At 39.1% G+C, this 14466-nt stretch carries 11 protein-coding genes; all 11 read right to left on the bottom strand.

Annotated features, from left to right (window positions below; translation table 11 throughout):
• Nucleotides 1-62: 62 nt before the first annotated feature.
• The 11 genes from FBD94_RS25095 to coaBC all read right to left on the bottom strand — a co-directional run bounded on the left by FBD94_RS25095 (nt 63) and on the right by coaBC (nt 14435).
• The gene (locus FBD94_RS25095) at nt 63-1148 is read right to left on the bottom strand and encodes a hypothetical protein (RefSeq protein WP_136882260.1); all 1086 of its coding nucleotides are present in this window, start codon (nt 1146-1148) and stop codon (nt 63-65) included.
• 26 nt (nt 1149-1174) lie between these two features.
• Nucleotides 1175-4387 carry a TonB-dependent receptor gene (locus FBD94_RS25090; RefSeq protein WP_136882259.1) on the bottom strand — a complete coding sequence of 1071 codons (3213 nt, stop codon included), beginning with the start codon at nt 4385-4387 and terminating at the stop codon, nt 1175-1177.
• 147 nt (nt 4388-4534) lie between these two features.
• Complete coding sequence (locus FBD94_RS25085; RefSeq protein WP_136882258.1) at nt 4535-5527, bottom strand: FecR family protein; 993 nt, start codon at nt 5525-5527, stop codon at nt 4535-4537.
• Between the two features lie 82 nt (nt 5528-5609).
• Complete coding sequence (locus FBD94_RS25080; RefSeq protein ID WP_169472408.1) at nt 5610-6203, bottom strand: RNA polymerase sigma-70 factor; 594 nt, start codon at nt 6201-6203, stop codon at nt 5610-5612.
• 84 nt (nt 6204-6287) lie between these two features.
• The gene (locus FBD94_RS25075) at nt 6288-7523 is read right to left on the bottom strand and encodes a carboxypeptidase-like regulatory domain-containing protein (protein ID WP_136882256.1); all 1236 of its coding nucleotides are present in this window, start codon (nt 7521-7523) and stop codon (nt 6288-6290) included.
• A 60-nt stretch (nt 7524-7583) separates the two neighbouring features.
• Nucleotides 7584-8402, bottom strand: a complete 819-nt coding sequence (locus tag FBD94_RS25070; protein WP_131610722.1) for an enoyl-ACP reductase FabI — start codon at nt 8400-8402, stop codon at nt 7584-7586.
• A gap of 60 nt (nt 8403-8462) precedes the next feature.
• Entirely contained in the window at nt 8463-10124 is a 1662-nt protein-coding gene (gene recN / locus FBD94_RS25065; RefSeq protein ID WP_136882255.1) for a DNA repair protein RecN, read from the bottom strand.
• 97 nt (nt 10125-10221) lie between these two features.
• The gene (locus tag FBD94_RS25060; RefSeq protein WP_136882254.1) at nt 10222-11847 is read right to left on the bottom strand and encodes a M56 family metallopeptidase; all 1626 of its coding nucleotides are present in this window, start codon (nt 11845-11847) and stop codon (nt 10222-10224) included.
• Nucleotides 11848-11851: 4 nt separating this feature from the next.
• On the bottom strand, nt 11852-12235 hold the full coding sequence (locus tag FBD94_RS25055; RefSeq protein ID WP_131610719.1) for a BlaI/MecI/CopY family transcriptional regulator: 384 nt from the start codon (nt 12233-12235) through the stop codon (nt 11852-11854).
• Between the two features lie 98 nt (nt 12236-12333).
• Entirely contained in the window at nt 12334-13239 is a 906-nt protein-coding gene (gene porD / locus FBD94_RS25050) for a type IX secretion system protein PorD (protein WP_136882253.1), read from the bottom strand.
• On the bottom strand, nt 13236-14435 hold the full coding sequence (coaBC, locus tag FBD94_RS25045) for a bifunctional phosphopantothenoylcysteine decarboxylase/phosphopantothenate--cysteine ligase CoaBC (RefSeq protein WP_136882252.1): 1200 nt from the start codon (nt 14433-14435) through the stop codon (nt 13236-13238). The genes porD and coaBC overlap by 4 nt, the downstream gene beginning before the upstream one ends.
• Nucleotides 14436-14466 lie beyond the last annotated feature (31 nt).

Raw genomic sequence — 14466 nt, 5'->3', positions numbered from 1 at the left:
TTACCTTTTCGGACAGCCTCATTGTTGTATTAAAGCATCAGATTTTTAGACTGAGCAACAAATTAATTGTCAAAAAAGAATTTAATATCCGTTTCAATTACGCTGAAACTAGTGCCCTTAGTGATACCGGAAGTTCTGATATTTTTACGATCCATAATATCGGCCATCAATGTATAGCCTGCTCTAAAATCTACTATTCTGTAACTACTTTCAGGTTTTATTGGCATAAGTTCATTTGTAAGTATATATGGCAAATCATTTAATGTACCTCTTTTAACTAGTTTATAAGAATACGTTATACCTTTTTCTGCAGGAGGTAATTCTATTGCCTGGCTAAAACTACCGTCAGTAGGAATTTCAATCCGGATGTTGGTGGCCGTATGCTCATAAAGCTTTGTTGTCGAAATCCCGCTGAAAAATACAATATCAATCGGACCATTATATACATCTAAAGCACTTGTGAATTTAGCGGTAAAGAGTATGTTAGCTGGATTTGATGGTTTGGGAAAATTGATGCTTTCATGTACTTTAAAACCGTCAAAGTAGAATCTTAAATTTTGTATGGCCTCACCCCCAGAAATCTCTTTTGTCAATAGTATGGCGTTGGTTGCCTTGTTACGGATTTGTATCTGATGCTTTTGATTTGGTTCAAACCCTATATTGACTTCAGATGGTGAGTAGTAAACAGAATTCCCACCTTCGCAGATAACTCGACCATCCATCAGTACCTGAAGAGTAGATGAACCGGAATAGCCCTTGAACTTAAGTAGTATAGTTTCATCATAAGCTTTTTCACCATTATAGTAACATCTGATGACCTGCTCAAATTTATCTGCTACAATCTTTCTGGTGGCTAAAATGTCTGTTTGTCCTTTTTTTCGGATTTGTATTTCTGCTTCCGGTTCATCTAATGTAAGCAGAAGATTCATCCCAAATTCACCTTCAGATTTTCCGGATTCAGCAATTACTTTTCCGCTTTTTACGAATTGGAGCGTATCATTTACCGTACTTCCTCTAATCTCTAACTTGATGATATGAGGTGGGTCTGGAAATACCTTTTCTTGTTTTTTACAACTGAAAAGTAGGAATGAAATCATGGCAATAACAACAGTAAGCGTTATTTTATTGGTTTTTAATAACTGTTTCATATTTAATATTTTATGCAGTTTTAGGATTAAAAATTATAGTTCAGCTGTAAGCTAAATGTGCGACCAAAACGTCGGGTAAATGTTTTTTGTTCTCCGGGCTCGTATTTATCTGAAGTTCCGGCTTTGAAATCTTCCTTTTTAGCTTCGACCGGATCTGGAGAGTTTTTGTAAAAAGAGGAAGCTTCATTAAATAAGTTACCCCCGTTAAGTTTAACCAACATTCTATTTTTTAACCATTTGTAGCTTATCTGGACGTCGGTTTGACTTCTCGGTGCTTCATAGTCAATCAGGCTTTCTTGTGAGGCCACGATGTAAGTTTTTATGCCGGTTTTGTTGTACACAGCATTAAAGCCAAAACGCGTTGCCTGATACTGTAAGCCTATGTTTACTAAGTATGGGGTTTGGCCCGACATAGGACGTTTTAGTTTCGAAATAATCTTGCCATCAGTTTTAACCAATGGGTCGAACTGGGCTTCTACCTGAGATTTCTGCAAGGTGGCATTTCCAAACAAAGTCAAATCACTTAGCCATTTTTTCTCGGCAATAAAGTCCAGACTTTTGCGCATTTCAAATTCCAAACCATATACTTTAGCCCATTCCGAATTTGAAATTTGGTAATAGATATTTGAAGAGGCTGCCTGACTAAGTTCTACCGGTTTATCAAAGTATTTGTAAAATCCGCTTAGCGAGAATGTTTCACCTAAAGATGGGAACCATTCCGCACGAACATCGTAACTGGTGATCTTGGTACTTGTAATACCTACATTGTGGATCATGCCATCTAAATAGGGGCTATAGCGATAAAACTGGGTATTGTCCATCAATTCCGGGCGTACCACAGCGATAGACCAGGACGTTCGTACATTTATTTTAGGCGTAACGCTGTACGTTAAATTGGCAGATGGCAACAATCTAAAAGCTGGATCATGTTTAGCTTCAAAGACGGTTGGATTACCAGGGATTATTGGGTTACTGCCTTCTGTATATTTATAGTAGTCACCACGTACACCCCATACTAAGCGTAATGTTTCTCCTAATCGGTTATCAAGTATTAAATAACCAGCATCATTGCGACTTTTTCCTGAGTATTTATCATTAAACCACATTTGGAATCCGTAACCATCTACACGCATGTTTTCTGGTTTTTGCATGTCGGCTATAGAAATGAATGCCAGTTTTGGATCCATTTGGTTAGAACTGGTCGTAAATGGCACAATTTTCCAATCAAAGCCTCCTTTTTTACGATTGCCATATAAACCCGCTTTAAGGGTATTGCGTAAACCAAAAACATTAAAAGGTAGCGTTCCAGATACATTCCAGGTATAATGACTTTCATTATTGTTGGAGTATTGGCTAGATAATGGCGCTGCCTTTGGCTCTGAGTATACTCCTGGATAATACAAATACAAGAAATTACCATCAATCAACTTAGGTGCTTGCTCGGCAGTTGTTATAGCCTTTTCCTCACGTTTAATAGCTGTTCTAGCAGCATCCCATTCCAGCTTTACTTTGCCCAATTGATGCTGCCCCATTAGTTTATTTTGCATCAGACTTGTAAAGGTAGGGTCGTCATTCTCGCGTATGGTTGGTGGGCGAGAAGTCAGTTCGTCAGTTTGATCACTAGAAAATCCTGCTGTACGTACCAGATCATTATCAAACACCCGGGTGTAAGTATTACGGAAGCTAAAACGATGTTGACCTAGCTGTAAGCCCATGTTTAACAAGGCACCCCAAGTGGTATTGAAACCATAAGTATTACCATTGTTGTTGTATTCGTTGGCCCATTTCCCTCTATGATAATCACCAAAAGCAACATTGCTTTGTGTATTGCGGTAACTCAAAGCACCTGTAAAGCCTAGTTTATATTGCTTATCTGCTTTTAATGACATTAACCTACCCATTGTAAACTGGTAATTTTGATTGGGCATGGCAGGAGCTTGATAAAGCGTAAAATTATCGTGCTTAAAACGTTTACTTTGTTCGCTAACACGTTGCCTAAATTCCAGGTCTGTTATCGTTTCAAATCCACCGATGGTTCCAGGGCCTCTAACTGAACGGTCTGTGATCAACAAGTTATCGGGTGCACTGCGCCTTCCATCGTCAAAACCAAGGAAGTCATACTTACCACGTTCGTGACTATAAAAAGGCTTTCCTGTCGTTTGATCATTGTATGATGTACCAATAGAAAAACTCGTAAAGTTCTCTGTTGGCATATCCTTAGTATTGATCTGGATCAATCCACCACCAAAACTGGTGTTCATGTCCGGGGTAATGGTTTTGCTCACCACTATATTATCCACCAGGTTTGATGGAATCATATCAAAAGAAAAGCTGCGGCTTTGGGCTTCAGTACTAGGTAAAGCAGTTCCATCTAATACGGCAGCATTGTAGCGCGCTGTAATACCGCGTACCACCACAAACTTGTTGTCCATAGTACTAACGCCGCTGATGCGTTTTAAGCTCTCACCGATGTGCTTATCCGGTGTGCGGCCAATTTGTTCGGCACTAATGCCGTTGGTCATTTCTGAAGCGTTTTTCTGACGGGTCAACAAACCTTCTACTGAAGTCTTTTTATAATCAGCTGTTACCATAACTCCATTTAATGTTGCCGAAGACGGCTTCATGCTGATGTTTAATGACATATTCTGTCCACTTTTTACAATGACACCGGTAATTCGTTTGGTTTGGTAGCTAACATAGCTGATTTCTACCGTGTAAGTTCCTGGATCGGCATTTATACTAAAGGAACCATCAACCCCGCTACTCACAGAACGTTCCAGACCAATAATCTTAATTCCGGCACCAGGCAAAGCTTCACCTTTTTCATCCATTATCCGGCCACTGATTTTACCCGGTTTTACCGGTTCCGGCACTTTATATAACAAGATGGTTTTAGGATCATTGATTTTATAAGCCACACCAGTTCCTTCCAGCATCTTTTTCAATACAATACCTAGGGGCATCTCTTTAGTGTCGATACTAATCTGTAGTCCGGATTTAAATATCGCCGGGTTATAGTTGATGGCACAGCCAGCCTTTTCTTCTAAAATGCCGATCCCTCTGGTTAGGTCGGTATTTGTTAGTTTTAAGCTAATGCGAATCTCATCAATGTTTTGTCTGGTTGGATTTGCAGATGCGTTATAAGAGCAAAAAGATGCGAGGAGTAGCGCTATAATGGCGCATTGTATGTTAATTTTATTAAAGTATTCTTTTATTAAAAAGTATAGCATTAACTTCATAGTTTCAAAAGGTTTTTTAATTTTCACGAGTTACGAAACGTTTTATAAGAGCCGCCCTGTTACAGCAGGGGGGCTTTATTTTTTTATTCTTGTTGTTTAAATGATGATGAATGGATAGCCATTCTTTTCTAAATGGTCTTTATTTGATCATTGACAGGCCTCCCCCCAAAAGGTAATTATGGTGTTATTCTGGTTAAATTTGTAATGTATACCGCCGCTACTCATAGTTTGTAACTGATCGGCAATTTCTTTGATGTTCTGATTAGTGAAGGTGGCATTAAAACGACAGCTCAATAGCTTAGTACTGTTGATTTTAAAGTCAACAAGGTAGCTTCGTTTTAAACTGATTAATATGTTACTCAATGTTTCATTTTTGAAAATGAAACGGTTTGTCGTCCAGCTGTTAAAATCCGTAGCCCTCTGTTCCATAATCGTATACTTCTTGCTGGCTAAATTGTATACCAAATGCTTTCCGGGGAGCAGTAGCGAGAATTGTTTTTGCCCATCTTTTTTTGCTTCGGATACACCAACTTTACCTGTTCGCACAGAAACACTGTATGTTTTGTTGTCCGCGTAAGCATTAATATTGAATGAAGTGCCTAGAACGCGGGTCTGTAAGGCTCCACTGTGGACAATAAAGGGACGGCTAGCATCATGTTTAACTTCAAAAAAAGCCTCACCCTCTAATTTTATTTCCCTTTTTTTACCAGGCTCAAAACGCTTTGGGAAGCTGAGCTTACTCATGGCATTTAGGTATACCACAGAGCTGTCGGGAAGTAATAATTTCAACTTTTCACCACGTCTGGTAGTTTTAGTGATCTCTACGATAGATGAATTGTTGTATTCCGGACGTTGTTGAATCACATACCATGACAAGGCAAATGTGCAAACCAGGAATAAACATGCCGCATATTTTATCCAGATTGGAAGGGTAGGGTTTTTGGTTATTGTAATTCTTTCGGTAGCGGGCTCAGCAATATCTTCCTTCCAAGCATTGTTGATCTGTTCATCAAACAGGCTCTGCGTGTTTTCATGCTTATTGATATAATCAAAAAGCGCAGCTTCTTGTTTCGGCGTGCTCTGCTGATTCAGGTATAGCTTAAATATTTCTTTTATCTCTTCTTCGGTATTCGGTTTCATTACTTATGTGGGGCTGATGCCTCCTGTATATAAGTATATATCTCGCGAAATGACCAAGTGTCTAGTCGAAGACGATTTATTTTTAAAATAAATTTAAGGAGATGAAAATTGCCAGTACAGTTTCTGGGGTGTGGATCTTAAAATAAGCCCTGATGTGGCTTAAAGACTTGGCTATATGACTGTGAACCGTGTTTTTAGAAATATTGAGTTGCTCTGCTATAGATTCGTAAGAAGCGCCTTCATCGCGACTTAACTTAAATACTTTTTTAGTTTGCGGCGGTAAGTCGTCAATTGCTTTTGCTGCTAGATTGGTGTAGTCCTTAAAATTCATTACACTACCTATCGGATCATAATCCGGTTCTGCTTTATCGTGTGAGAGCTGGTAGGCAGCGAGCTTAGCTTTTCGTTGAAATTCTTTGTAGACCAGGTTTTTGGTAATGGTGAGCAGATACGCGTTAAAATCCTTCTCCTCGTTGATGCTGTCTTTGTACTTCCATAAATGAACAAAAACCAATTGAGTAAGCTCTGCAGCTGATTCATCGCATCTTACAAAACGCCATGCAAAACGGTGAATTTTGGCCCTGTAAAGTGCATACACCTTGTTAAAAGCAGTGGTGTCACTTTTCTTTAATAAGATAATTAATTCTTTTAGCAGGCTTTTGTCTAACTGATCCACAGTAATTGAGCATAAATCTATGCTTCAAATGTAGATGCTGTATTTTAACTCAATGTTAAAATTAGATCAAGTGTAATTGTGTGTTTACCTTTTTGTCTGAGGAACATAATCTATCGGAACCATATCGGCCACTTTCTCATATGCCCAAAAGCCTTCATATAGCATAGCTCTGGAGTCGTAGATACTGCCGTTTTCGTAAAAACGTACTGGGCCCTGCGTTAAATTGGCGACAGATATTTCATAATCAGGCACATCAAGGGGGCGGAAGATCCAGAAGCTAGTTTTAGAATAACCTAGTGATTCCTTTTCCCGAGTATAGCTTATCGCTAATGCCCCTGTACCATCTAATAATTTTAGGTTCTTGTTGTAAGTGTAAATCAAGTTGTCTGCTGAAATCTCTTTACGATCCAGGCAGTCAATAAACTTAGGCATGTCCTGTTGTTTTAACCAAAAGGCAATCCTAGCTGTATCTCTGGGTGCTGTGCTTTTGCTGATCAGGGATGATTTACCTGGAGTTTTTAGTTTAACGAGATTTTTATAAATGATACTATCGGGATAGCGGTAAGGATTAGGTATTTTGATCATCTTGTTGATGATAAATCCTTCTTCTTTACCTTTTCCTTGATAAAGAGATCTGAAAAAGTGTTGTGAGGATCCGTAGTAGGCTGTTTCGCGCTTATCGATATACTTTTTTATCCTTGAGCCAGAAGCTTTTAGTTCTTCAAAAAATGGATGTCCTGAGAAATAAATGATCCTCGTTCTTGAATTATACTCAAAATAATCAAGCATATATTTTAAACGATAGCCCAATGCTTTATTCTCTACAATTAAAAAATCAGATGATTTGATGCTGAGTAGACTTTTGGTCACATCATAATCGATGTCTAATACCTGAGGATTTAATATTTTGCACTGCGCGGCATTTGGGCTTGTGCCGATAAAGTACTCCTTAAATTGCTTAAGGTATTTAGCTCTATTTGGATCAGCATGTATCACCACCTCATTTAAAGTAGTGGTGCTTTCCTTTAAAACCAATTCAACCTGAACCGATTTGTCGGATATGATAACGCTTTTTGAATAGGGGAGATAACCCACCATTTGTACCAAAAGATCATAATTTCCTGGCTTGAGGTTGCTGATTTTAAATTTACCTTCACTATCGGCCACAGTGGATACCTTGTAGCCACTCAAATACACACCAGCACCTGGTAGACTTTCTTTTTGATCCCTAACTGTCCCTGTTATCGAAAACGAGGTTTGGGAGTAACTATGAAGCCCTGTAAATAAGGTAAGGAAGAATATGAACAGGGATTTTGTCATGAATACGAATATACAAGAAAGGGCCAGAATTTACATCCTGGCCCTTTTATTTGTTTATAATTATTGTTCTTCGATACCCATTTTCTGCATCACGACATCACTCACTCCAGTTGAAGAGTAGCCGCCATCATGGAAAAGGTTCTGCATAGTTACCATGCGGGTTAAATCAGAGAATAAAGTTACACAGTAATCTGCACATGATTCAGCATCAGCATTCCCTAGTGGAGCAATGGCATTCGCATAATCATAGAAATCCCCAAAACCTTTAATACCAGTACCGGCAGTAGTTTTTGTTGGTGATTGAGAAACGGTATTGATACGTACTTTTTTCTCTAAACCATAGTGGTAACCAAAGCTACGTGCAATGGATTCCAACATCGCTTTAATATCAGCCATATCTGTATAGAATGGATAAGTGCGTTGAGCAGCCATATAAGTAAGCGCTACCACACTACCACCTTCACTAATGGCATCTAGTTTTTTAGCAACAGCAAGCATTTTGTGAAAGGACATGGCCGAAACATCGATACCTTTCATAAAGTAATCGTAGTTTGATTCCGTATAAGGTATCTTTTTACGAATGTTTACACTCATACCGATAGAGTGCAATACAAAATCTATTTTACCGCCTAATATTTCTTGTGATTGGGTAAACAAGTTGGTTAGCTCATCTACATTGGTTGCATCAGCAGGAATAATTTGTGATCCTGTCTTTTCAGCCAAAGCATTAATCTCTCCCATGCGCATAGCGATAGGGGCATTTGTTAAAACAAATGTTGCGCCTTCTTCATGTGCTTTTTCTGCAACTTTCCAGGCAATGGAATTTTGATCTAATGCGCCTGTGATGATGCCGCGTTTACCTTTTAATAAGTTATACATAGTATGTCTGTTTTAAAACAGGCCGAAGTTAATGATTTTTTTCTTTGCAGAATATGGCATTTAGTTTTTATAACCCAGTAGGTCTTTAGCATTCTCCATAGCCGAAGCACCCGGTGTTTTGCCACTCAGCATCTCCGCAATGGCGCTTACCCGATCCCCATTACTCAGCTTGCGGATGCCTGTTGTGGTACGCTCGCTTTGCTCATTTTTATAAACAAAATAATGTGCATCACCTTTGGCTGCAATTTGTGGCAAATGTGTAATACAAATTACCTGCATGTTCTTTTCCAGCTCACCAATTACATCACCAACGCGTAAAGCGGTTTCTCCGGAGATTCCGGTATCAATTTCATCAAATATTAAAGTAGGCAAAGAGGTGTGTTTTGCCATGATGGATTTAATGGCTAGCATTAAACGCGAAAGCTCGCCGCCTGAGGCTACTTTACCCACTGGGGCAGGGGGTTGACCGCTATTGGCAGAGAAGAGTAAGCTGATGAGGTCTTTTCCGTCTTTATTAAGCGCTGTAGCCTGCAATTGGTCAATCTTTATTTTTGCATTAGGCATACCCACTTGATGCAAGATCTTGCCAACACTAGTTTCGGTATTAACGATCGCCTTACTTCTGTTTGTAGATAGCTTTCCAGCCATGATTTCCAGATCAGCCTGTAGCAGTTCTAATGCTTTGACTAGTTTTTCAATTTCCTCATCGCCGCTCAAAAGATTGGCTAGGTTATCAGATAATTGATTCTGAATGCTGAGTAATTCTTCAATATTGTTTACCCTATGTTTTTGCTGTAATCCATATATAAGATCTAGGCGGGCATTGATCTCATCAATTCTGGAAGGGTTGAAAACGATATGTTCTTCTAGTCCAGCTGTTTCGGTAGCAATGTCTTTTACCTCAATTAAAACCGAACGTAGTCGCTCATTTAAAGCTTCATATGCAGGATTAAACTTTTCTATACTTTGCAGCTGACCTATCACTTCCTTTATAATAGGTAGGACCGCATTTTCTTCTTCACTTAATAAATTGTAACCGGTAAGTAAACTCCTTTTAATGCTCTCCGCATTGTTCAGCATTTGTAATTCCGTCTCCATTTTTTCCTGTTCATCACTTTGTAAGCTCGCGCTTTCCAGTTCATTAAACAGAAACTGCTCATAATCTTGCTTGTTCCGCGCTTCATTGGCTTTTGTTTGCAGTTCTGCCAAATGCTGCTGCTGCTGTTTGTACAGTTTAAATTTGCTGCGGTACTCGGTTAGCAATGGCTGATGACCTGCAAGTGTATCCACCACTAACAATTGAAATGAAGGGTCACTAACTTCTTGCGTAGCATGTTGTGAGTGAATGTCGATCAGTCGCTCACCAATCTGTTTCATCACTGTAAGCGTTACTGGGGTATCATTGATGAAAGCCCTCGATTTCCCATCAGTAGAAATTTCCCTTCTCAACGTGTTTTCCTTGTAAAAGTCGACGTCGTTTTCTTCAAATAAGGATTGTAGCTGGGTATCGGCCAGTAAGAACCAGCCTTCTATAATACATTTCTTATCCTGGTTAAAAAAATACTTTGTTTCAGCACGTTGTCCAAGTATAAGAGATAACGCACCAAGCATGATTGATTTACCAGCGCCAGTTTCACCAGTGATGATGTTTAAACCTTTGTCGAGTTCCAGATCAACACTGTCTATCAAAGCGTAGTTACGGATGGAAAGTTTTTGTAGCATATATGATGTTGCTAAATTATGAAAACTTAGCGATGAACTCCACAAAAAAAGGCAGAAGATTATCTCCTGCCTTTCGATTGCATTGTGTATGTTGTTCTTAATGAGTTGTGCTATCTGTTGGGGATTGGTTTTTCTTTTTGATGGCTTCAACATCAGCATCAAATTTCTTTTTTAATTCTTTATACTCAGCAGAATTTTGAAGCGCTTTTGCTTTTTCAACTTCTTTCTCTATGCTTTTTTTAAATTCTGGCGAGTTGAATCGTTGCTCGATCTCTTTGGCTTGCTTTTCAATTTGCACTTGTTGTTGTTTCCATTTTGCAGAATTAAAATACTTTTCAATCTTCATTGCCTGTTTTTCCAGGTCTTTAGCTTGTAGCTCCATTGCTTTAGCCTCGAAATTTTTACTGAAGCCCTCGGCCATTTTTTTAACATCTGCTTGCCATTTTGGAGATTTTAAGAATGCAAGGCTTTGGTTAATCGTCGAGTCTATGTTAAATTGAAAATTATTAACAAGGGCAAGGGTATCCTTACATTTGTGGTCAATACCATTTCCTTTAATACATATGGTTTTAACCTTAAGCTTTTTCTTTGGTGTGTCGATGTTTATTTTCAGTAGACCCGATTTAGCCCTAGGTGCTGTAGTTGTAGTGCTTAAATTGTGATCTGTCCGATTTGTAACAACCAATTCGACAGACTTAGGTTTAAGTTTGGGTGCTGCTGTTTTTGCCGGACTGATCCATGCCAATGAAAGTATCGTAACTACGGCCAGCATAGTTGCAAAAAGCTGTTGCTTTGCATTCCTGTAATTTGTTTTCATATCAGTAATTCTTTTTATGCGTTGATATAAGTGTTGTTGTTTACCCGATGCCGCCATGGAAAGGGTAGGGGTAGATTTATCTTTAAGGATCTCCAGCTTTAAAAGCGCATGCGCATAGGTTAATGGAGTTCCAGTTAGTTGAAGGACGCGGTCGTCACAAGCATGTTCGCGTTCTATATTGATGAATTTGCCACTTAACCATATAAAAGGGTTAAAGAATAGAATCGTTTCTATGGCTGTTTTTATCAGGTTTAAGAGGTAATCATTTCTTCTAATGTGCGAAAGTTCATGGATGAGGATGGCTTCAACTTGCTTAATGTCGAGTTGAGCGACAAGGGCGATTGGGAAAAGAACAACGGGTTTAAAATAACCGACTACCAGAGGCATATTTACATGTTCGGACAAATAGAAACCAATTTGGCGACGTAGGTTTAGCTTCAAAACTAATTCTTCAAAAGCGTTTTGCCAAGCTAGAGGCACTACTTCCTTGCCAGATTGCTTTAGTAATCGCACTTTTCTGTAACCAACAGAAAGGATGATCAGCTGCAAAAGCAAACCAATTGTATAAGCGCCTACCAGGAAAGGAAAAAATTGCTCAGTACGGTTACCAATAGTTTCAGAGAAACCTGATAAATACGGATTGTTGATGAGCTGATGACCAATATCCGCTACTGGAGTTGATTTTGCAGTACTGGGCCATTTAAAGGAGTAGAAAAATGTGATGACAAAGCTTGTAAACATTATACACATGGCCCCATAGGCGAGGTTGTGTTTTAATTTTGCGGTTACGCGAGGTAAAATCGCAACCAGCAGCAACAATAGTCCGTAAATAATTGCCGCTTGCCATAAGGAGTGAAAAATACTCCATCCTGTCGCTTTGATCAGGTTGTTTACAATTGCTTCCATTTTTTTATTGATTACTTAGTCCATCTAAATACTTTTTTATTGAATCAATCTCCTCCTTGCTTGCGGTATGGTTACCCAGCGCTTGCATCACCATGCGCGCTGCCGAACCATTAAAAACATTGTCTATCATTTTATCAACCAGGTGCTGCTGGGTTTTTTCCTGGTTCACTAAGGCCCGGTAGATATGAGTTTTAGAAGAAGCATCTCGAGCAACTAACCCTTTCTCCAGCATAATCTGCATCAGTTTAAGTGTAGTCGTATAGCCGGCATCCTTATTCTTCTCTAAAATCTCGTGTACATCCCTAACCGTGCAGTTACCCTTTTCCCACAGAATTTGTAAGATTTCGAGTTCGCTTTCTGTAGGTTTAAGGTTGTTTATCGCTGCCATAATCTTTATCTACGAATTGTTTCGTAATCAAATATACGAATCTGTTCGTAGATTAAAAATAATTTAACATATTTTTTTAATATGTTGTAATTAAGGACTTAGCGAGTGGTTTTTAAGGCTTCGTATTTGTTGATGTTGGCAGGATCAATTTCAGAAAGCAGATTGTATGCTTGGATTTTATCCTGCGGATTGGTAGCCGAAAGGATATTTACCAGTTCATCAGCTTTGGTAGCCAAATACATGTTAGGGAATATAGAACCTAGCTTTTGCTTATCCATTTTTTTTAGGCCGACCAATAGAGTAATGATTCTTTTAGCTCCAGTAATGGGATCTTCCTGCATTAGGTCCAGGCCATTCAGATGGTAATCGTATATAAACTGTCTCAGTTCCTCAAAACCTTTGTTCTGCAGGTTCTCATTTAACCAATACCTATTTTTTAAACCGTCAAAAGCTTTCCAGCCTTTGTTTCCAGATACCTGAGCGACATTTAAAATATTCTGAGCTTTATTGTAAAAATAGGTGCCTCCCAATCTATTAAAGCTGTCTTTATCAAGACCAATAATGGTATAAGCATAAAAACTAAGTAGGGAGCTTAAATTGGAAATAAAGTTCTGATCAGAGAAATCTAAAGATTGTCCTTCATTGAAATTGAAATCGTAATCTTTGTCACTGATGTTGAGCAAAGTGCTGTTGTATGCAGTATTGTAAACTGGTCTGCTCGATTGAATCTGTGCCTCTGCTTTATACCCAGAACCCCCGTCCCAGGCCGTTATTGTGATTACAAAATTACACTCAATGCGCTCAATAGGCGTATAAGTTTCATTAGTCCATTTATTGTTGTTTAAAAACTCCCTGATGATATTTTGAAGGATTTCTAAATTTCTTTTATTGATGTTCGGAACAGTAGGGGCCAGTATCTGTACCCTGGCATTTAACTCCTGTGCAAAGCTGTATGTGTTGCAGAAAAAAAGGATTAAGAAAATAAAGGAGTAGCGTTTTTTCATGCTTTGGCCAGTTTTAATATTTCGTTACAGATGTCGATTGCGACTTCTGTCTTCGATTTCATTTCAAAAACGGTTTTTTCAGCAGCCTTATTAAATATAGTTATTTTATTGGTGTCCATTTTAAAGCCAGCACCTTTATCATTCAGCGAATTGAGTACAATAAGGTCCAGGTTTTTCTTAGCCAACTTTCCTTTTGCATATTCTTCTTCATTTTCAGTTTCCAAGGCAAAGCCAACCAATATTTGTCCGCCCTTTTTTAACTGTCCAAGTATAGCCAGAATATCTTCAGTCTTTTTTAACTCCAGACTAAATTCAGTACTTGTTTTTTTGATCTTCTGATCAGCCTTCTGTACAGGTGTGTAATCTGCAACAGCGGCACTCATTACTGTGATCTCAACAGCGCTAAACTCAGCTTTACAAGCGTGTAGCATATCAGCAGCGCTGATTACATCAATGCGTTTCAATGGGTAAATACTTTTTTCGGCAGTAGGGCCGGTAATCAGTGTTACATCAGCGCCCAAACTGGCAAACCTATCTGCAATAGCAAAACCCATTTTACCGGAAGAGTGATTTCCAATAAAACGGACAGGATCAATAGCTTCATACGTTGGACCGGCAGTAACCATTACTTTCTTTCCCAACAGAGGGAGCGAAGCGCTTACCACATCTGCCAGAAAAGTAACAATTTCCTCTGGTTCGGCCATTCTGCCTTCCCCATATAAACCACTTGCCAGCTCACCAATACCCGGTTTAATTACCTGGTTTCCATAGGATAGTAGCCTATCAATATTGCTTTGTGTGCTTTCGTGTTTCCACATATCCAGATCCATTGCCGGGGCAACAAATACAGGGCATTTCGCTGATAGGTAGACGGCTGTTAGCAGATTGTCGCAAAGCCCTCCAGCCATTTTGGCTAAAGTATTGGCGCTAGCAGGGGCGATAACCATAAAATCTGCCCAAAGGCCTAATTCAATATGGTTGCTCCAAACACCGGTTTCTTCTTCGAAATATTGTGTGTAAACAGGATTCTTACTGAGGGTGGCCAGGGTAAGGGGAGTGATGAAATTTCCCGCATCTGCCGTAAGAATTACTTTGACGTTTGCGCCAGCCTTTACTAGTAGTCTTACCAGTATAGCCGATTTATAAGCTGCAATGCTGCCGCAAACGCCAAGAATTATTTTTTTATTATTTAGCATGGTTTTAATGAATGCATTGATGCAAATAACC

The sequence above is a fragment of the Pedobacter hiemivivus genome (assembly GCF_005144565.1).
Lineage (GTDB): Bacteria > Bacteroidota > Bacteroidia > Sphingobacteriales > Sphingobacteriaceae > Pedobacter > Pedobacter hiemivivus.
Note: the sequence above shows the minus strand (reverse complement) of the source record. Positions and strands in the feature narration are given on the sequence as shown.

Bases quoted from the DNA above. Each gene is read 5' to 3' on its own strand.
- FBD94_RS25055 (WP_131610719.1), bottom strand. From the start codon at position 12,235: ATGGCAGCGATAAACAACCTTAAACCTACAGAAAGCGAACTCGAAATC.
- FBD94_RS25070 (WP_131610722.1), bottom strand. From the start codon at position 8,402: ATGTATAACTTATTAAAAGGTAAACGCGGCATCATCACAGGCGCATTA.
- FBD94_RS25060 (WP_136882254.1), bottom strand. From the start codon at position 11,847: ATGGAAGCAATTGTAAACAACCTGATCAAAGCGACAGGATGGAGTATT.
- FBD94_RS25095 (WP_136882260.1), bottom strand. From the start codon at position 1,148: ATGAAACAGTTATTAAAAACCAATAAAATAACGCTTACTGTTGTTATT.
- coaBC (WP_136882252.1), bottom strand. From the start codon at position 14,435: ATGCTAAATAATAAAAAAATAATTCTTGGCGTTTGCGGCAGCATTGCA.
- FBD94_RS25090 (WP_136882259.1), bottom strand. From the start codon at position 4,387: ATGAAGTTAATGCTATACTTTTTAATAAAAGAATACTTTAATAAAATT.
- porD (WP_136882253.1), bottom strand. From the start codon at position 13,239: ATGAAAAAACGCTACTCCTTTATTTTCTTAATCCTTTTTTTCTGCAAC.
- FBD94_RS25085 (WP_136882258.1), bottom strand. From the start codon at position 5,527: ATGAAACCGAATACCGAAGAAGAGATAAAAGAAATATTTAAGCTATAC.
- FBD94_RS25075 (WP_136882256.1), bottom strand. From the start codon at position 7,523: ATGACAAAATCCCTGTTCATATTCTTCCTTACCTTATTTACAGGGCTT.
- recN (WP_136882255.1), bottom strand. From the start codon at position 10,124: ATGCTACAAAAACTTTCCATCCGTAACTACGCTTTGATAGACAGTGTT.